Annotated in this window: 10 protein-coding genes; 5 read left to right on the top strand and 5 right to left on the bottom strand. The window is 42.1% G+C overall.

Annotated elements, in window-relative coordinates:
• Positions 1 to 122 precede the first annotated feature (122 nt).
• The 5 genes from G4420_RS05625 to G4420_RS05605 form a co-directional block, all read right to left on the bottom strand.
• Positions 123 to 2,873, bottom strand: coding sequence for an alpha-amylase family glycosyl hydrolase (locus G4420_RS05625; protein WP_163322568.1), 2,751 nt, complete (start codon positions 2,871 to 2,873; stop codon positions 123 to 125).
• A 72-nt stretch (positions 2,874 to 2,945) separates the two neighbouring features.
• Positions 2,946 to 4,970 carry a SusF/SusE family outer membrane protein gene (locus tag G4420_RS05620; protein WP_163322567.1) on the bottom strand — a complete coding sequence of 675 codons (2,025 nt, stop codon included), beginning with the start codon at positions 4,968 to 4,970 and terminating at the stop codon, positions 2,946 to 2,948.
• A gap of 2 nt (positions 4,971 to 4,972) precedes the next feature.
• The gene (locus G4420_RS05615) at positions 4,973 to 6,055 is read right to left on the bottom strand and encodes a SusE domain-containing protein (RefSeq protein ID WP_163322566.1); all 1,083 of its coding nucleotides are present in this window, start codon (positions 6,053 to 6,055) and stop codon (positions 4,973 to 4,975) included.
• 19 nt (positions 6,056 to 6,074) lie between these two features.
• A complete protein-coding gene (locus tag G4420_RS05610; RefSeq protein WP_163322565.1) occupies positions 6,075 to 7,637 on the bottom strand; it encodes a RagB/SusD family nutrient uptake outer membrane protein in 1,563 nt (520 codons plus the stop codon).
• A 19-nt stretch (positions 7,638 to 7,656) separates the two neighbouring features.
• Positions 7,657 to 10,626: a SusC/RagA family TonB-linked outer membrane protein gene (locus G4420_RS05605; protein ID WP_163322564.1), complete on the bottom strand. Its 2,970-nt coding sequence runs from the start codon at positions 10,624 to 10,626 to the stop codon at positions 7,657 to 7,659.
• Positions 10,627 to 10,974: 348 nt separating this feature from the next.
• Between G4420_RS05605 and G4420_RS05600 the strand changes: the two genes are divergently transcribed.
• The 5 genes from G4420_RS05600 to G4420_RS05580 all read left to right on the top strand — a co-directional run bounded on the left by G4420_RS05600 (position 10,975) and on the right by G4420_RS05580 (position 20,117).
• Positions 10,975 to 11,991, top strand: coding sequence for a LacI family DNA-binding transcriptional regulator (locus G4420_RS05600; protein WP_163322563.1), 1,017 nt, complete (start codon positions 10,975 to 10,977; stop codon positions 11,989 to 11,991).
• 296 nt (positions 11,992 to 12,287) lie between these two features.
• The gene (locus G4420_RS05595) at positions 12,288 to 13,799 is read left to right on the top strand and encodes an MFS transporter (protein WP_163322562.1); all 1,512 of its coding nucleotides are present in this window, start codon (positions 12,288 to 12,290) and stop codon (positions 13,797 to 13,799) included.
• An 18-nt stretch (positions 13,800 to 13,817) separates the two neighbouring features.
• The gene (locus G4420_RS05590) at positions 13,818 to 16,127 is read left to right on the top strand and encodes a family 65 glycosyl hydrolase domain-containing protein (RefSeq protein WP_163322561.1); all 2,310 of its coding nucleotides are present in this window, start codon (positions 13,818 to 13,820) and stop codon (positions 16,125 to 16,127) included.
• 177 nt (positions 16,128 to 16,304) lie between these two features.
• A complete protein-coding gene (locus tag G4420_RS05585) occupies positions 16,305 to 18,143 on the top strand; it encodes a glycoside hydrolase family 13 protein (protein ID WP_163322560.1) in 1,839 nt (612 codons plus the stop codon).
• Positions 18,144 to 18,236: 93 nt separating this feature from the next.
• A complete protein-coding gene (locus G4420_RS05580) occupies positions 18,237 to 20,117 on the top strand; it encodes an alpha-amylase family protein (RefSeq protein WP_163322559.1) in 1,881 nt (626 codons plus the stop codon).
• Positions 20,118 to 20,392: the final 275 nt, after the last annotated feature.

Raw genomic sequence — 20,392 nt, 5'->3', positions numbered from 1 at the left:
AAGGCAGTGTTTTTACAAAAAAATGCCCTCTATCGCACTTGGTGTTACCGGGACTGCAGCTGTAGTGGGAATAAAAAAAGCCGGGAGTTACCCCGGCCTCTGAACAGTATTTTAACTAAAAACTATTTTACCAAAACCTTTTGTGTGATGCTGTTTCCGTTTTGTACAACGCGGATTAAATAAACACCCGGTGTAAAATTCTGCACATCAATTTCAACCTTGTTTTTGCGTAAGTCGTTTGCCTGATATTGTAAAGTTCCGGCTATTGAATACAGCTGAACTGTAGAAATGGTTTGATCCGAAGCTATGGTCAGTTTACTTGATGCAGGATTAGGATAAACCTGCAAATCGCTACTCATCATTTTCGGTTCATCGATATCAGTAACGATACTCGGCTCTTCAAACTGTTGTGTTGAATACAGGCGGTATTCGCCCGGAGCAAACGTAAAGGTTTGATTTGTTGTTGCTATTTCAATCGAGTCGCCGCTGAAGAATTCGTAGTATTTTCCGGCAGAAGGGAAAGTAACGGCAATATTATTTTCGCTAACATCGAAATTTCCGAGGCCAACAACATGATTATTTCCCTTACTTAGTATATACCATTTGGTTGCTTCAGCCAGGCTGTAACTTGTATTATCTGGCAAAAACACATCGTATTGTTGCTTCAGCTCATTTAACCCGGCCATTACCTGGAACAAGTCTGTTCGGTCTTTCTCATCTAAATAGTCCCAGCGAACCGGTTTTTCGCTCAGCCGTCCGCCGTTCGAGTCAATAGAGTAATCGTAGCCAAGTTCGACAAATTGCCAAATCATTTTAGGGCCTGGAAGCGGAATAAAAAATACCGAGTTTAGTTCCATTCGGTCAAGGGCTGTGCCCAATTCTTTTGTTGAATAAGTTCCCTCGCTGTTACCATATTGGAGGTTTTTATACATCAGCCTTTCTTCGTCGTGGCTTTCCATATATGCAATTAGGTTGGGTTTCGACCAATCGCGCTCAGAATAAATTGCTCCTCTCAGATCCGATTGTCCATTCTGGTTGAATCCCATTGATGCTTCGTTGTAATTGTAATTCATATTGCCCCACAACAGGATATCGTATGCGGCAAGTTCTTTTTCTTCATAATTATCAGCCAGGTGTTCGAAAATAACGAATGCATCCGGTTTACGTTTCCATATTTCGTCGGCCATGCGTTTCAGGTTAGCTATACGCGCAGCATCGTATGCACTTCCCCAGTCGGTTGGGCCGTAAACAGTGTTTGAAAAACCTTTGGTAAAGTCGAAACGGAAACCGTCAACTTTGTACTCGTTCATCCAAAAACTGTTAACACTGTCAACCAGTTCGCGGGTATAAATACTTTCGTGATTAAAGTCGTAGCCCCATTGTGCATCGGGGTTTTGAAAATTGCTTTGCTGGTTATACCAGGGGTTGTTGGCTGCGGGGCGGTTATTGCTTGCATCCCAGTACATTTGCACCAACGGACTATGCCCGTAACTATGATTCAGTACCATGTCAATAACCACTGCTATTCCTCGTTTGTGGCATTCATCAATTAGTTTTTTCAGTTCGTTTTTGGGGCCGTAATATTTATCCGGAGCAAAGTAAAACGAAGGATTATACCCCCAGCTGCTGTTGCCTTCAAACTCGTTTACAGGCATTAGTTCTAATACATTTACACGTAAGTCTTCCAGGTAATCGAGCTTTTCAATAACTGCTGCATAAGTGTGTTGTTCGGTAAAATCGCGGATAAGCATTTCGTAGATGACTAATTTTTCTTTTTCCGGGGTAGTAAAATCGTTTACGGTCCACTGGTATTCTGCTTGTCCGGGTTGAAGCACTGAACTAATTCCTTCGGTTTTACCTGTGGGATAAGTTTTTAAGTTCGGATATGTTGCATTGTCAATGTATTGATCGTTCCACGGGTCGAGCACTTTTTCAGTATAAGGATCGGCTATTCTCAGGTTGCCATCAATTAAATACTGAAAAGCGTATTCTTTACCAGTTTCAAGATTTGGAATATCAAGCCAGAAATAGTCGCCGTCTTTTTTCATCTGGTAATCTTCAGAAAGTTGCCAGTTGTTGAAATCGCCGGTTACATATACAAATTCTTTCTCAGGTGCCCAGAGAACCAAGGCTGCTGATTGGCCGGATGTATAGTTAATTCCTTTTTTGTACTCAGTTGGTTTGGTCTGTGTGCTTACATCATCTTTAATATAAACCGGAACCGAGTCATATTCTGTTTCGGTAGCGGTAATAATTTTGGCTATAATCCAATGGTTACCTCCTGATGTGAAAGTTGTGTTTGTGGAAATTTCTTTTCCGGTGGTTTGCGAAAGTTGAGTATCGTTAAGCCACAAAGAAAGCTCGCCATCAACAGAAGCACTGGCCGAAATGGTGGTCTCCACGTTTTGTTTCAGTATTGAATGATCTGAAGGAGTTGAAACACTAACCCAAAGCCCTTCCGGGTAAATGTCGACGAAGAGGTCGTTGGTTTGTTTCGATCCGTCAGCAGAGCGGAATACAAAGGCCAGTTTAACTACTTTCTCGTTTGAGGGAACTGAATAGTAAGTATTAATATCGGGGGTAATTTCGAACTCATAAATTCCATTTCCTTTGTTGGTAAGCTTAGGCTGAGTGCTGTTGTCGCCCCATGAGCCAATTATATGTTGCCAGTCGGTTTTACCTTCAACAATTACACCCGCATGAGCGTAAAGATCGCCGGTAAAGCTTCCGAGGCGGCTATCCTGCGAGGAATCAAAAGTTACGATAACATTTTGAGAGGCCACCGGTTGTGTTGGCGTTGTAGTTATTTGCCCAAAAACCGGACTTAACAGCAACGAAAGATAAATGCCGAAAAGGAAACGAAAATGTGCCATCGTACAAGTTAAATATGAGGTAAAAAAGGGCTGCCCGATTGCGCGGACAACCCTTTCTGCTGAATTATAAATTTAGTTTTTAGTAAAAGTTAAAGTTTTTGTGGCCAGGCTAAATCTGATGGTGTAATTTCCGGCACCATCAGGAGTTGACATGTTCGGGTCTCCTCCTTCAAAATTTAACGTTCCGTACTTCAACTTAAATCCACTATCCCAATTGCCTGATTCTGCAAAAATCTTAAATGCATCGTCTGCGGCCAGGTCGGTGGTGAGAGTCCATTCTTTATTCGTATCGTCCCAGGTCATTTCAATACCCGCATTTATATTCCATCCGTTAGGAGAGCCCACCAAATACATTTTCCTTGTAGCTATTGGTTCTTTGGTGTAGGTCATGTTATAAGTATCAATGCTTAGCTTATAATAACCTTCTCCCGGAGTGGATATATTTGGGTCTCCACCTTCAAGAGATAATTCTCCCGGATTATTTACGGCATCAAACTCTTTGTAGCCAGAGTTCCAGTTTCCGGTTTCGTAGAAAAATTTATAACCTCCCGAAGCGTTCATGTCAACGTATGTTACCCATTTGCCTTCTCCTGCATAAACCATGTTAAATCCATTGTCGATTGACCAGCCGGCAGGAGTGGCATCTCCAACAAGAACCATTTCGGCATCTAAAACCGAGTATTTATAAGAATTTGCATCGTTGTCGTACCAAACAGCAACCCGGTATAATTTATAGTCAGAAGAGGTGTTTGTACTTGGGATATCCTTGTTTTCGCCTCCTAATAAACCACCTTTTGGATCTTCCGAGTCGTTAATTCGTCCCATTCCATTATCCCAGCTGCCTTTAACCGGGAAAAATTTGAAATTACCACTCTTTAACGGAACATATCCCATGTAAGCATTGTGCCCCGAGCGCCATTTAAGTTCAATTGCATTAGCGATATCCCAACCAACTTCGGTTGCATCGCCTACCAGGTAAATGGCAGCTTCTTCTACGGTATATGTACCTTTATTTAAATCCAGCGTTACAATGTAGGTTTTATCGCCACCATCGAAAGTTATGTTTCCATTTTTTCCTTTAGGTCCAATAATACCATCGGCACCATCTCCGCCCAGGTTACCCCAGTCGAGGTCTCCCCAGCTTGGCTGGCCAACAAATTTTAGCATTGCCCCGTCTTTTATCGTTGTTTCGATGGAGTAAATACCTTCTGCTTTTTCAGTCATTTGTGGCGAATTTTCCGGGTTCCATGCCGGTACATCCGCATTGTAATCGCCAACAAGGAATACTTCAGCGGGGTTGTTTGTGTAAGTTGCAGCGCCAATTGTATACGGTGCAATGGCAAGTTCGCTGTTTGCAAAGTCGACTTTTACCTCGTACCAACCCGATTCTCCTGTAAATTTGAAGTTGCCGTCTTCATCGCCGGCAGCAACAATATTTGAAGATATGCTCGCAAATTTTCCAAAGTTGTACAGGTAACCATCACTTTGTTTATCAGAAAAATGGAATGCTCCATCCTTTGTTAGCTGAAGATATTTAACAAATACATCTCCGTCTTTTACAGTAGCAAGCGAGTTGTCGAAACCAACCGATGTTGCTGTTCCGGTAATAAACAAGGCCTCAGGTACAGGTACATCAAGGTATGGTGTAACAATCATCGGGAAGGACGTGGTGTACAAGTCTGCCAGGTCCTCGTTAGACGCAGCTCTAATCCGCAATTCGATTTCTACTTCTTCAACAGGGGCAAAGCGTGTTAACAATTTGGCATTAAGATCGCCAATAGTAACCGCCATTTCAGTTGCTGATATCCTGTCAAATTCAATCGGATTTGCAAAATCACTACCTTTTGCATCTATTTGCAGGTAGTAGCGTACTCCCACATTGTCGGCATATAGTGGTGCTGACCATGAGAGATTTAAAATCGTCTCGTTTTCATTCTTTTTAAATAGCACAGTATCTATATCAGAGGGAGGTACTGTTGTCCACTCCGGCGGAGTACCCTCAACCACGGATGTTACCGGCGGTGTCATAAAATCCTCTTCACAAGCAAAGGTGAAAACCGCCAGGACAATTATTAGAAAATATTTTAGATTCTTCATTTTTAATCGATTTTACCTGTTTGATTAATAAAGTCAAGTGTAATAGTGCGTTCTCCTGCATTCACGCTTACTCTCTCCTGATCGCCGCCATCTTCACGGTATGCTATTTTACCATTAAAGAATAGGAATTCAGCATGCCACCAGTCGGGGCCGGAGATATACGGGTGAGTAACATGAAGCCTAAGTTCACCACCAGCAAGACTTTTTGTTAAAGTCATTGTCTTGTTTTCGGTGTTCTGCATAAACCTGTTTTCTTCAATAACAGTGCTGGTAGGCCACCCACCTACGTTATCGCCACAGATGTAAATATTGGCAGGTTCAATAAGCAGTTTATTGGTTGCCAGATTTATGCCAACAGTGTAATAGCCTGCAGTTCCCGGAACAGGTATATCTTCGCCCCGGTTGTCAACAGTACCTAACGTATATTCGCCGTTTACCGGGTCTCCAATTTTGCCGATTACGCCTTTGTAATTTACATCAGAACAAAGCTTAAATGTTCCGGAAGCTTCCATCCATACAATTGTCCACACATCTTCCTCGCTGTGAACCTTATTAAATTTCAGCTTATTGTTCTGCGCAATGCGACCAACACCATCACCAAAAAGGTAGAAGGAATTAGGGGCAAAAAGAATGTCTAAGTAAGGAGTGGTTGAAAAATTAACAGGAGAAGAATACAGCGTATCAACCCCTTCAAGTGAATAGGTAATAATTCTTGCCGATACGTTAGCTTCTTCATCAACAGGAAGTGCTAAGGTTTCAGTAAGAAACTCATTAAGTGCACCCACTGTAAAAGAGAATGCATTGTCGGATGCATTAGCATCAAAAGTAACCGGATTTGAAAAATCGCTTGCAGCCGAAAACTGCAATTTATGTGTAGCAACAATATTTACACCATACGAAGCCGGTGTATAGGATATATTAATTGTTTCGGCTTTTTGATCTTTCGAAATCTCCAGGGTGGTACCAAACCCTTCAATATTGGTTGCCGGTACATACTCTGAATCATTCAGCTGTATTATGTCATCCTCGCACGAGAAAACCAAAATGGCCAGGAACAGTGCGACTATGTATTTAAACTTTTTCATCTCATTCAAATTTTCAGTTTTAATAATTGATCTGTTTCAGATTTGGATTGGCATTTATATCCGAATTTGGAATCGGAAACAAATCATATTTGGCATCAACAGATGCACCTGCTGCAACAGCGCCTTTCCATGGCCAGATGTACGAGCCACCGCTTAATTTCCCAAAACGTCGCAAATCTGTACGACGGTGACATTCCCAGTAAAGTTCGCGTCCGCGTTCGTTCAGAATGAAGTCTAAATCAAGTTCGTTTTGGGTAATATCTCCCGAGTTATCACCATAGGCACGTTCTCTTATCTCGTTAATATAATCAACAGCAGTAGCCATATCGCCACCTGTTCCACCGCGCACAACAGCTTCAGCATACATTAGTAGCGCATCAGCATATCTGAACATCGGGAAATCGGTGTCGGGATGTGACAAGTTCGAACCAACATCACCATCAGAAGTAATGTTTTTAAACTTGCGTAATGCATAACCGTCTCTGAAATTAAAAATATCTCCAATTTCCAGGTTTTGTCCTTCTTCCCAGAATAGCGCGCGGCTGTCTGTTTCGCCGGTGATATCATCAAAAAGGTTTACGAACGATTTTGTGGTACGGTTTCCACCCCATCCTCCGTCAACTCCTGATTCAGCAGCAGGCATGTCGCCACCAATGGTGGAGTGAATAATGAAAGTCATTCCTCCCCAGGTTTGCGTATGTTCTCCCTCGCAAACAATCGGGAAAATAATTTCATTTGTACGCAGATAGTTATCGGCTAAAAACAGGTTTTGATAATCCGGTTCCAGGCTGTAGCCTGCGCCAATAATTTTGTTTGTATACGTTATACACTCGGTATATTTTTCTGTGCCAACGTAAATTTCGGCATTTAAATAAAGTTTCGATAATAACATCCAGGCAGCGGCTTTGTCGGCACGACCGTATTCGTTGGTGCCCGGGTCGGCCAATTCGTTTTCTATTGCGAGCAATTCCGATTCAATGTAATCGAAAAGCTGTTGTCCTGTAGCCTGTTCCGGGAAAAAGAAAGAACCTACCGGATGGGCATCGGTAACAAACGGGCCAGTGCCAAACATATCGAGCATGTGCCAGTAAGACAAAGCTCTGAGGAAACGCGCCTCGGTATTGTATGCTTTAAACTGATCCTGTTCGTTGGTTAGTTTAATAAGATTGTTACAATAGGCAATTTCCAAAGTAATTCGGTAATACATGGCGGTAACAAACTCGTTTGAAGGAGTCCAGTCCATATCGTGTAAATCACGAAGGTTACCGTCGTTCCAGGCACAAATTGCTTCATCGGTGGTCAATTCCTGGTGGTTCCACAACTGGCGCAGGTACGATGAAAAACCTCCGTCAATACTACTAATGTCGGGGTCTGCATCAACACCTTTTTGTCCGCCAACTACCAATGCTGCGTAACATTTGGCCAGCATTCCTTTATATGATTCGTCATTGTTCAGTTTATCGGCAGTAAGCAAATCTTCGTCGAGTGGTACTGTGTCTAAATCGTTGACACATGATACAAAAGTGAATGAGGCCATTACCAGCGCCATCACTATATATGTTATTCTATATTTTGTCTTCATTGTAATAAAAGTTTAACGGTTAAAAGGTAATGTTCATCCCAAACAGATAAACTCTCGGACGGGGATAAATGTCGTTGTCGATACCGTTATTTACTTCCGGATCTAATCCCGAGTAATTGGTAATTACAAATACATTCTGAACAGAACCGTAGAGCCTTGCGTTGAGGTTCAAACCAAATGAGTTCTTTAGAATATCACGAAGGTTATAACCTAAAGTCATATTATCAACCCGGAAAAATGAAGCATCTTCCAGGAAATAATCGGAATATTGCTGCGCTGTCGTAAACTTCGAGTTGTTAATCTCGGAGGGCAGGTTTGTCAGGTATTCATTCACGGTCATTTCCTGGTAGCGGGCACCAACTAACACGTTGTTGTATATTTGCCCGCCAATGGCTGCTCTTGCATTAAAGCCAAAGTCGAAATTTTTATAGGTAAGCATTGACGAAAATCCCATAAACACGTCAGGTTCAGGAGAGTCGGCGTAATATTTGTCGTCTACGTTAATTTCACCGTCATTATTTCTGTCAACATATACTCCTTCGATGGGTTTGCCGTTTGTGTCGTACACTTGTTGATATACGTAAAAAGTATTAAGTGCATGGCCTACAGAATGCTTTTGGATTTTATTTCCAACACCAACACCACTGATATCTCCAACGTCAACACCAGTGTAATTCGGATCGTCGTAATTGGTTAGCCTGGTAACTTTGTTTTTGTTGTGGGTTAGATTAAAGCTAACTTCCCATGTTAAATCGTTGGTTACCACTGGTAATGCATTTATTGCAAGCTCAATACCTGTGTTTTCAAGGTCGCCAACATTGGTTAGCAAGCGGTCGGTAAAATTAGTGCCTGCAGGAACCGGAATGGTGTTCAACAAGTTTTTGGTTATGCGCTTGTAAACGTCTATAGATCCTGTAATACGATTGTTGATGAACCCAAAATCAACAGCTGCGTTAAAAGTGGAGGTTTCTTCCCATTCAAGACTTGAGTCGAAACCATTTGGTCGGATCAGCGTGTAATATTGGTCACCCAGCATGTATTGCGTTCTTGAGTCGCTTAGCTGGTAAACCCCAAGGTAAGGATAATCGCCACTGTTTAGCTCTTGCTGGCCGGTAATACCATAACCTAATCGTAATTTCAGGTTACTGAAAGTGTTCAATTCTTTGATGAATGGTTCTTCAATCAATCTCCAGCCCAGTGCTGTTGAGGGATATAATCCCCAACGGTTATCTTTATGAAATCGGGATGAACCGTCATTTCTTAATGTAACAGTAAGTAAATATTTGTCTTTGTAAGAGTAATTAGCCCTTCCGAAAAACGAAACAAGGTAGTTCTCTGTTTCATCTTTTGAATCTTCTATTACAGTATTAAACCTGTCAACTTCGTAGGCAGATGCTGCAGACCAGAAATGCTGCCATTCGTACCCCGCCATTGCATCAACCCGGCTTTCAATTCCCGGAAGATCTTTCTTGTATGTCAGGTAAAAATCGAGTAATTCGTTTTTCCTTTCCTGTGTATAATCACGGGCAACACCAGAAGATGCTGTACGTACCCACGATGCATCCAGATCGGTATCAACAGAGCCATCACTATTCGATTTGTCTAAACCTACTTTTAAGGTAGCAGTAATATCCGGGAAGAAGTGTAATTTATAGTTTACCTGTGCGTCAATGATATAACGGTCAACATCCGAAATATCACTTTTTTGTTGCAATTGGGCTACAGGGTTCCGGGTTCCGTTAATGTTTCTTGAACCATCGGTTGTTAACCATGTAGTGTAACCACCATAAATACCTGTATTGTTGAATACCGGTTTTGTTGGATCAAAGCGCAGGGCACTTCCAATAGCACCTTTATCGGCAAAACTATTATCAATGTTCATGTACTTAATACCTGCATTAATTGAGAGATGGTTGTCAAAAAAGCTCGGGGTGATTTTTAATGTTCCGGTTTTGCGCTCCATCGACGAAGTTCTTAGAATACCAAATTGGTCAGTATATCCTATGGAGGCACGAACAGGAATACTTTTTACAGACCCCGAGATACCTAGATTATGCTCGTGGCCTATGGCTGTTTGGAAAATTTCATCTTGCCAGTTGGTGCTGGAATTGCCCAGCAACTCAGGATTTACGGCAGAACTAATAGCAGCTCTTTCATTTACCAAAGTCCTGAACTCGTCGGCGTTTAATACATCAATGTATTCTTTAATTTGGCTGATGTTAATTTTTGAATCGATCTCAATTTTAAGTTTCTGGTTTTTCAAACCTTGTTTGGTAGTTATCAAAATCACTCCGTTTGATGCACGCGAACCATAAATTGCTGCGGCCGATGCATCTTTTAATACGGTCATGGTTTCAATATCATTCGGATTAATAGAAGTAAGAACATTACTCATTCCGTTAATAGTGCGGTTATCAATCGGCATTCCGTCAATTACGACCAATGGATCGTTGCTCGCAGACATTGATGATCCTCCCCGAATACGGATTTTGGCAGCAGAACCTGGCGCACCTCCTTCGGTTTGTATATGTACCCCCGGTACCTTCCCCATTATCAAATCTTGTGGAGAACTACTTGAACCCTGGTTAAAATCAGAAGAAGAAACAGTTGCGACCGAACCGGTAGCATCGTCCTTTTTTATCTGTCCGTAACCAATTACTACAACCTCGTCGAGGTTTTCCATTGATTGTTCCAACTTAACATTTACCAGATTTGAAGCGGTAATAACTACTTCCTGCTGTGTGTAACCAATGTACGAAAGAACAATGGTTTGTCCCTGTTCAACATCGATACTGAAATTTCCGTCAAAATCGGTTATTGTTCCTTGTGTAGTTCCTTTAACTACAATGGTAACACCAGGTAAAGGCTCGCCGTTACCGGCGTCGCTAACAGTACCTGTAACTGTTTTTACCTGCGCATAACCAAGGCTAAAGCTCAGCATGGCAAACAAAAACAAGACTGATTTAAGGTTTTTACGAATAATCCTCATTTTACATGTTATTAGTTTATGAATCTTCCTGTTTGTTAAATTCTCTTTAACTCATTAAATAGGCAATAAATCAATTCGTTACAGAGACTTTGTGTTCAACAAAAACTAAAATTCAGAGGCGAATGTATAATAATTGTTAAGAAAAAATTACGTTTTTTAACACACCGGTTTATGCAAACGTTTGCGGTGACGTTTGCACCCAACATGTTATAAAACAGGTGGTTACTGGTTGGCTTATTTAGTAGTTCGAATTTATGTAAAGATTTGGGCTAAATTGCTACATTTGTATAAAGCCTTAAGCAAGGAACTGGAAAAATCAATAATCAACAATAGGGGAGTCAGAGGAATATGAAAAGCGGACTGGTAACAATAAAAGACTTGGCTCGTGAATTAAATATTTCAGCATCTACGGTATCGCGTGCGTTGAAGGACCACCCCGATATCAGCAAAGAAACAAAACGGGCGGTTCAGGAACTGGCCGAAAGGTTAAATTACCAGCCCAATGCTGTTGCACTTAGTTTGAAGCAACGGCGCAGTAATACCATTGGGGTTATCATTCCCGAAATTGTCCACTATTTTTTCTCATCAGTTATTAGCGGAATCGAAGATGTGGCTTACGATGCCGGTTTTAACGTAATTATTTGCCAGAGCAACGAGCGTTACGAGCGCGAAGTGGCAAACGCTAAAACATTGCTGGCGAGCCGTGTTGACGGTGTTTTGGTATCTATTTCAAAACATACCACCGACTATAAACATTTAGAAAATTTCCAGAATAACGAAGTACCCATTGTATTTTATGATCGCGTTGTGCCGAATATAGTTGCCGATCAGGTAATTATCGACGATTTTGATGCCGCTTACCTGGCAACCCGTCATTTAATAGATAGCGGAAGAACGCGGATTGCCCATTTGGGCGGGCCAATGGCTTTGCTGATTGGGCAAAACCGAAAAGATGGTTACTTAAAAGCGTTGAAAGAAGCCGGTATTCCGGCCGACGAAAACCTGATTGTGGAAGCCGACTCGTTTGAAAAAGCCCGGATGGCAATAATGAAGTTGATAAACCAAAAGATTAAGTTTGACGGCGTGTTTGCCACCAACGATCTTACCGCCATTGGAGCCATGCAAACCATTCAGAAAAAAGGCTACAAAATACCCGACGAGATTGCAATTGTTGGCTTTTCCGATGGCCGCTTTTCAGGAATTACCGACCCTACGCTTACTTCAGTCGATCAGCACGGTTACGAAATGGGAACACTGGCAACACAGATGCTGTTAAAACGCATCACCTCGGAAGACGATGAATATCCGGCTGAAACAAAAGTCTTGAATGCGGATCTGATTGTTCGGGGCTCTTCTATTATATAATATACCATTCAAATTTCATTGATTTTTGTAGTTAATGGCCGATTTCTGCAATTACACAAAAACATGTTGTAGAATATATTTTCACTTTCCGCAAACGTTTGAAATGATCATTTTTGGCTAAAAAGCCCTGTTTTTCAGGGTTTAGCATGGTGCACGGTTTGGAAATTACTTCGATTCTGACTTATATTTGTGCAGGCAATTTTTCAATTCACATACTTCGTGTTTAGCAGCAAAAGTTCTTTTGCTGTATTATCTTGTTTATACATACAGCTTTGCTACAAATTAAAACTACTATTATGCGCAAAAAACCTACGTTAAGTTTTTGGCAGATTTGGAATATGAGTTTTGGTTTTCTGGGTATCCAGTTTGGGTTTGCCCTGCAGAATGCCAATGTAAGCCGTATTTTCGAAACACTTGGGGCCAATGTTGAGGACATCCCGATTTTGTGGATTGCCGCACCGGTTACCGGGTTAATTGTTCAGCCAATAATCGGGCACATGAGCGATAAAACCTGGAACCGACTTGGACGAAGACGGCCTTACTTTTTGTTCGGAGCTATTTTCGCATCCCTTGCCCTTTTATTAATGCCAAACTCGCCCGCCCTATGGGTAGCCGCCGGTACACTTTGGATAATGGATGCTTCCATTAATGTTTCAATGGAGCCGTTTCGTGCTTTTGTTGGCGATATGCTGCCCAACGAGCAACGAACCCGGGGTTTTGCCATGCAAAGCTTTTTTATTGGTACCGGTGCTGTTGTGGGATCGGTGCTTCCTTACGCAATGACCAATTGGCTGAATATTCCCAATACCGCTCCCGAAGGAGTTATTCCTGCGTCGGTGCGCTGGTCGTTTTACATTGGGGGTGTTGTTTTCTTTCTGGCCATTCTGTGGACTATTTTTTCAACCAAAGAATACCCACCCGAAGAGCTGGAAGCCTTTGAAGAAAGTGAACGACAAACAACCAATAAAGATGAGGTGCTGAATGAAGCGGAAGTGGAAAGCAGCCGGTTCGCCAAAGTTGGAGGAATTATGGGGCTGCTGGGTTTGCTGATTGTAGTAGTTACACAACTAATGGACCTTGAAAAAGAGCTGTACATTCTTGGAGGTATTCTTTTCCTTTTCTTTTTACTGATGATGACGGCTGCTTTGCTAAAATCGCAAAAAAAGGATAAGAATGCCCTGGTGGAGATTTTCAGCGATTTATTACGCATGCCGCTTACCATGAAACAACTGGCGCTGGTGCAGTTTTTTACCTGGGTTGGATTGTTTGCTTTGTGGATTTATGCCACAGCAGGAATTACCAGCCATGTGTACGGAACTTCTGATACAACCACAAAATTGTACAACGACGGCGCCGACTGGGTAACCATTCTTTTTGGTGTTTATAACGGAGTTGCCGCGCTAATGGCATTTACTTTGCCTGTAATTGCAAAGTACACCAACCGAAAATTTACACACTTCATTAGTTTAATAGTTGGTGGTGTGAGCCTGGCCTCTATCTACCTTTTTAAAGATCCAAACTGGCTGATTGTGCCAATGATTGGAGTAGGTATTGCCTGGGCAAGTATACTATCTATGCCTTATGCCATACTTACCGGATCGCTGCCATCGAACAAAATGGGAATTTACATGGGAATTTTCAACTTCTTTATTGTAATACCGCAAATTCTGGCGGCAACCATTTTGGGATTCATGGTAAAAGATCTGTTTGGAGGAGAGTCGATTTTTGCACTTGTTTTTGGAGGAGTATCCATGGTGGTAGCTGCCGTGCTGGTACTTTTTGTAAAAGACGTTGCAACAGAAAATTAAAAAATTAAAAACACTGAGATGAAGAATTATATCATTCATCACGACTGGAAAATAGTTGAAGAGGGTTTTGTTCCCGAACATAACCGGATTTCCGAAAGTATCTTTAGTATAGGAAACGGAAAAATGGGCCAGCGCGCCAATTTCGAGGAGAAATATTCAGGCGACACGCTGAACGGAACATATGTTGCCGGTATTTATTACCCCGACAAAACCCGCGTGGGATGGTGGAAAAACGGCTATCCGGAGTATTTTGCCAAAATTATCAATTCAACCAACTGGATTGGAATAGGAGTTACCGTAAATGGTGAGGAACTCGATCTGGCAAAGGCAAAAGTACTTTCGTTTAAACGCGAGCTCGACATGCAACACGGTTTGTTAACGCGTTGTTTTGTTGCCGAGTTGCAAAACGGCAACCAGGTGGAGGTTTGTTCGCACCGCTTTGTAAGTATTGCAGCCACCGAAATTGGTGCTATCCGATACACGGTAAAAGCGCTGAACTTTGATGGCGAGATTAAAGTTACGCCATACCTCGATGGCGATGTGGTAAACGAAGACTCGAATTACGATGAGAAATTCTGGGTAGAAGTTGCCCGTGCTGTTGGCGGCCCGGAAGGCTATCTCACAGTTGAAACCTTAAAAACCGGTTTTCATGTAAGTACCGGGATGTGGTTTCAACTACTAAAAAACGGAAATAAAGTAGAAACAGATATTACGAACGGGGAAAGGGAGAAATATGTCGAGGCATCTCAAAGTGTCTCGGTAGAGAAGGGTGATGAAATAGTAGTTGAGAAATTCTCTTCTACTGTTTCTTCCCTTGATTATGAAAAGGAATCCCTTCCTGAAAAGGCAAAAGAAGCAGTGGATTTGGCTGTTGAAGCCGGTTTCGATGCCCTGTTCGAAAGTCATAAAAACCGCTGGCTGCAAAAATGGGCAACCAGCGATATAAAAATTGAAGGCGATATTGCGGCCCAGCAAGGAATTCGCTTTAATATTTTTCAGCTCAATCAAACCTACTCGGGCGAAGATGAGCGGTTGAATATTGGGCCAAAAGGATTTACAGGCGAAAAATATGGCGGTGTAACTTATTGGGATACGGAGGCTTATTGTTTGCCTTTTTACCTGAGTACAGCGCCTCAAAAAGTTTCGCGGAACCTGTTGGTTTACCGTCGCAAGCATCTGGAAAAAGCCATCGAGAATGCCGAAAAACTCGGCTTCAGAAACGGTGCTGCCTTATACCCAATGGTAACTATTAACGGTGAAGAATGCCACAACGAGTGGGAAATTACCTTTGAAGAGGTTCATCGGAACGGAGCTATTGCATACGCTATTTACGATTATATAAATTACACCGGCGATAAAGAATACCTTGCCCCGATGGGTTTTGAGGTGTTGCTGGGCATTAGTCGTTTTTGGAGCCAGCGTGTAAACTGGTCGGCCGACAAAGAAAAGTATGTAATGCTGGGCGTTACGGGGCCAAACGAATACGAGAACAACGTAAACAATAATTTCCACACCAGCTACCTGGCCGTGTGGACTTTAAAATATACGCTTGAAGCCATCGACTACCTGAAAAAGGAATTCCCCTTCCTGTTTGAGGAAATGGTGAAAAAATGGAAATTCAACGAGTTGAACGAAACTGCGCGCTGGAAGGATATTATTGATAAAATGTATTTCGCCAGGGATGAGAAGCGTGGTATTTATCTGCAACAGGATGGATTTTTGGATAAGGATTTGACTCCGGTGGCAGAACTTCCTGCTGAGGATTTACCCATTAACCAAAACTGGTCGTGGGACCGCATTTTGCGTGCGCCGTACATCAAGCAGGCCGATACTTTACAGAGTTTGTACCTGTTTCAGGAGAATTTCACAACAGAAGAGCTAAAACGACACTTCGATTTTTACGAGCCTTTAACGGTACATGAATCGTCGTTGTCTCCATGTGTTCACGCAATTTTAGCAGCGAAGATCGGCTACCAGGACAAAGCATACGAAATGTATTTGCGCACATCACGCCTCGATTTGGATGACTACAATAACGACACCGAAGACGGCCTGCACATTACCAGTATGGGTGGAACCTGGATGTCGTTTGTAATGGCATTTGGAGGAATGCGTGTGGTGAACAACAAACTTACATTTAATCCTTTTCTGCCCGAATCGTGGAAATCTTACGGATTCCGAATCGATTTTGGAGGTGCGCACCTCGAGGTAAAAATGAAACATGGGGAGTTTTTTATAATTAATCATTCCGCTGTTGTTGTGGCAGCAACGGTTTGGGGAACGGAACACATAATTGCCGGAAATTCGACCCTTGAAATTAAGAAGTAAAAAATAGATAATTTACCCTTTTGTCTGTCGACATTTTCCCTCGCGAGGGAAAACAGTTATAAAAAAGCCGGAGCTTTGATTGAGTCAAAAGCTGGTTTGATACTTGTTCCCCTTCTTAGGGGAACTCCCGACAGGGTAAGGGGTAAAGCAAATTTGAAACGAATAAAACACTATAAAATGAAAAAACTAATCACTTTGTTTATCATCCTGCTTACCCTGAATGTTGTTGGGCAGGAAGTTGCTCGGGTTGAACCGCCAAACTGGTGGGCCGGAATGAAAAACCCCGACTTACAATTATTAATATACGGTGAGAATATTTCAAAAACCGATGTGGTGCTCGATTACCCGGGGGTGACTTTGGAAGCGACCACTAAAGTGGAAAATCCAAACTACCTGTTTGTCGATCTGAAACTGGCAAAGGATGTAAAACCCGGCGACTTTGAAATTCAGTTTAAACAAGGCGATAAAGTTGTAGACAGCTACAACTACGAATTGTGGGATCGTGAAAAAGGATCCGCAAAACGCGAAGGTTTTAATTCATCGGATGTGATTTACCTGATCACCCCTGACCGTTTTGTAAATGGCGACACAAGCAATGACGAGATTGAAGGAATGAAAGAAGGTCTTGATCGTGATTATAATTATGGCCGCCACGGTGGCGATATTCGCGGGATTATCAATTCGCTGCATTACTTACAAGATATGGGATTTACAGCCGTTTGGTTAAATCCTGTGCTGGAAAACGATATGCCCGAATCGTCGTATCACGGTTATGCCTGTACCGATTTTTACCAGGTCGACAGAAGATATGGATCGAATGAAGAATATCAGGAACTAAACGAAGAACTGGATAAACGTGGCATGAAACTGATTATGGATTTGATTTTTAACCACTGCGGATCGGAACACTGGTGGATGCACGATATGCCAATGAAAGACTGGATTAACAATTATCCCGAAATGAAAATTACCAGCCACCGCCGCACGGTGAATGAAGATCCTCACGCTTCGGAAGCAGATAAAAAAGCAATGGTTGACGGTTGGTTTGTAAGTGCTATGCCCGACATGAACCAGAAAAATCCGTTCCTGGCAAAATACCTCATTCAAAACAGTATTTGGTGGGTTGAATATGTTGGCTTGGAAGGAATTCGCCAGGACACATGGCCTTATCCCGACAAGAATATGATGAGCGACTGGACAAAACAATTGTTGGAAGAATATCCGAATTTTAATGTGGTTGGAGAAGAGTGGACCACCAATCCGGCTATTGTTTCGTACTGGCAAAAAGGAAAATACAATCAGGATGGCTATAAGAATTATGCTCCAAGTATGATGGATTTCCCATTGCAGAGTGCAGCTGCTGAAGGATTACGCAACGAAGAAAGTTTTGACTTTGGCTTGATTCAGATTTATAATGCACTGGCCAACGATTTTTTATATCCAAATCCATACGATCTGACCATTTTCCCGGATAACCACGATATGTCTCGCTTTTACGTGCAGGTGGGTGAAGATGCAGATCTGCTGAAAATGGGTGTGGTGTTCTTTTTAACTACCCGGGGAATTCCGCAAATTTATTACGGTACCGAAATTCTAATGCGTCACGACGGAAGCGAACACGGCGATATTCGTGCAGATTATCCCGGGGGTTGGGAAGGCGATGAAGTAAATGCTTTTACCGGCGAAGGATTGAGCGATGCCGCAAAAGATATGCAGCAGTATGTTTCCAAAATCCAGAACTGGCGTAAAAATGCTGATGTAATTCACGATGGGAAATTGATGCATTTTGTTCCTGAGGATGGTACTTACACCTATTTCCGCTATAGTGACAACGAAGCCGTGATGGTCATTCTGAATAAAAACACCGAAGCAAAAACCATTAAAACAGATCGTTTTAGTGAAGTGATCGACGGTTATAAGTCGGGTAAAGAAATTATTTCCGGGAACACAATTTCCGATATTTCGGAAGTTACTGTTCCTGCAAAATCAGCTATAATAGTTGAATTGAATAAATAAGAAATTTGAACAATGAGAACGCAGATTGAACAGATTAGCTCTGATCATATCTGCGTTTCTCGATTAAATCCGTGTAATCTGAGTAGTACAATCATGAAACAACTAGCATCCATTCTTTTTATTCTGGCTCTTTTTGCCTGCCAACCGACACAGAAGCATAAGCCCGCACAACCCGATTCGCCAAAAGGCAAATATGTGGTTTACCAGGTGTTTACCCGTCTGTTTGGGAATACAAACACCACCAATAAACCGTGGGGAACCATTGAAGAAAATGGTGTGGGAAAGTTCAACGATTTTACGGATCGTGCGTTGGAAGAAATTAAGTCAATGGGGGTTACACATATTTGGTACACGGGTGTTCCGCACCATGATGTAATAACCGATTATACCGCCTATGGCATTTCAAACGACGATCCCGATGTGGTAAAAGGCCGCGCCGGTTCGCCTTATGCAGTGAAGGATTATTATAACGTAAATCCCGATCTGGCTATTGATCCGGCAAACCGATTGGCAGAATTTGAGGCCCTGATCGAACGAACTCACAAACACGGCATGAAAGTGATTATCGATATTGTTCCCAATCATGTTGCCCGGAATTACCAGTCAATTTCGAAACCCGAAGGAGTTTCCGATTTTGGTGAAAACGACGATACTTCGGTGGAATACAAACGCGACAACAACTTTTATTACATCCCCGGCGAAGCTTTTCAGGTGCCGGAATTTTTGAACGGTTACCAACCTTTGGGAGGCGATGATCACCCGCTTTCGGATGGAAAGTTTGATGAAAATCCGGCCAAGTGGACCGGTAATGGCGCACGCTTAGCGCAACCCGGATTTTATGACTGGTACGAAACGGTAAAAGTAAATTACGGTGTAAAACCTGATGGAACTTACGATTTTGATCTGCTTCCCGAAGATTATGACAGGGAAGATTATGAAGCTCATTTCGAATTCTGGCAGGATAAAGACGTGCCGGATTCGTGGAAGAAATTCAAAGAAATTGCCATCTACTGGTTAGATAAAGGCGTGGATGGTTTCCGTTACGATATGGCTGAAATGGTTCCGGTGGAATTCTGGAGTTATATGAACTCGGCACTGAAAATGAAAAATCCTGACGCTTTTCTACTAGCCGAAGTTTATAATCCTGCGCTTTACCGCGACTATATCCGCAAAGGGAAAATGGATTATTTGTACGATAAAGTGGAGTTGTACGATACCTTAAAACACATTATGCAAGGAAAAGGTAGTACTGATAATCTTCCGGCGATTTACGATGGTTTGGCTGATATCGAGCATCACATGTTACATTTTTTAGAAAACCACGACGAGCAACGGATTGCCAGTGCAGGATTTGCAGGAAGTGCCGAAAAAGGAAAACCGGCAATGGTGGTATCAACCTGTTTGAGCACTTCGCCAACCATGATCTATTTCGGTCAAAACGTTGGTGAACCCGGCGATGGAGATATGGGATTTGGCGATGAAACACGAACATCGATTTTTGATTACTGCGGTGTACCGGCACATCAACGTTGGATGAACGACGGAAAATTTGATGGAGGGCAGTCAACACCGGAAGAAAAAGAATTAAACGAATTTTATAAAACGCTCCTGAGTTTCTCCGCTCATTCCGCAGCTTTGATGGGCAAATACAAAGAAATTCACTCGTACAATCGGAAAAATACAGAAGGATACACCGACAAAGTATTTTCGTTTGTGCGTTGGAAAGGGGACGATCGTTTGATAGTGGTGACTAACTTCGAAGATAACCCACACAAATTTCAACTTCAATTGAATGAAGCAACCGTAAAGGCTTTACATTTAACTGACGGATTCTACAAACTAACTGATCAACTGGCCAACGAAAATGAATTTGTACTGGAAGTGAAAAATGGAAAGGGTAAGTTAGAACTGGAATTGTCAGGCCTTGAGTCGTACATTTTAAAAATGGATGTGCTTTCAGATATGTCAGAATAAAGTCGATTAGACAAGTTTCTGCGGTTATCCGCGCAATCCACGATATATTTTTGGTGTTCAAACAAAAAAAATTACAATTCGATAAACCTTTTTAGTAAACTGGTGTTTTACTCTTACAAATCTTTATCAAGAAGATTTACACGCCATAAATGATGGTTTGGTTTTTGGTTTAGTTTAGGTTTAGGTTGATTGAGAAAGGGCTGGTTATTGAACCGGCCTTTCGTTTTTTTAGCATCTTCTATTCGTTCTAAAAATCACACGATTAGCAATTTAAA

Source organism: Draconibacterium mangrovi (assembly GCF_010586825.1).
GTDB lineage: Bacteria > Bacteroidota > Bacteroidia > Bacteroidales > Prolixibacteraceae > Draconibacterium > Draconibacterium mangrovi.
The sequence above is the reverse complement of the archived record's forward strand: the minus strand, read 5'-3'. Positions and strand labels throughout refer to the sequence as shown.

Bases quoted from the DNA above. Each gene is read 5' to 3' on its own strand.
- G4420_RS05600 (WP_163322563.1), top strand. From the start codon at position 10,975: ATGAAAAGCGGACTGGTAACAATAAAAGACTTGGCTCGTGAATTAAAT.
- G4420_RS05585 (WP_163322560.1), top strand. From the start codon at position 16,305: ATGAAAAAACTAATCACTTTGTTTATCATCCTGCTTACCCTGAATGTT.
- G4420_RS05580 (WP_163322559.1), top strand. From the start codon at position 18,237: ATGAAACAACTAGCATCCATTCTTTTTATTCTGGCTCTTTTTGCCTGC.
- G4420_RS05620 (WP_163322567.1), bottom strand. From the start codon at position 4,970: ATGAAGAATCTAAAATATTTTCTAATAATTGTCCTGGCGGTTTTCACC.
- G4420_RS05625 (WP_163322568.1), bottom strand. From the start codon at position 2,873: ATGGCACATTTTCGTTTCCTTTTCGGCATTTATCTTTCGTTGCTGTTA.
- G4420_RS05605 (WP_163322564.1), bottom strand. From the start codon at position 10,626: ATGAGGATTATTCGTAAAAACCTTAAATCAGTCTTGTTTTTGTTTGCC.
- G4420_RS05595 (WP_163322562.1), top strand. From the start codon at position 12,288: ATGCGCAAAAAACCTACGTTAAGTTTTTGGCAGATTTGGAATATGAGT.
- G4420_RS05615 (WP_163322566.1), bottom strand. From the start codon at position 6,055: ATGAAAAAGTTTAAATACATAGTCGCACTGTTCCTGGCCATTTTGGTT.
- G4420_RS05590 (WP_163322561.1), top strand. From the start codon at position 13,818: ATGAAGAATTATATCATTCATCACGACTGGAAAATAGTTGAAGAGGGT.
- G4420_RS05610 (WP_163322565.1), bottom strand. From the start codon at position 7,637: ATGAAGACAAAATATAGAATAACATATATAGTGATGGCGCTGGTAATG.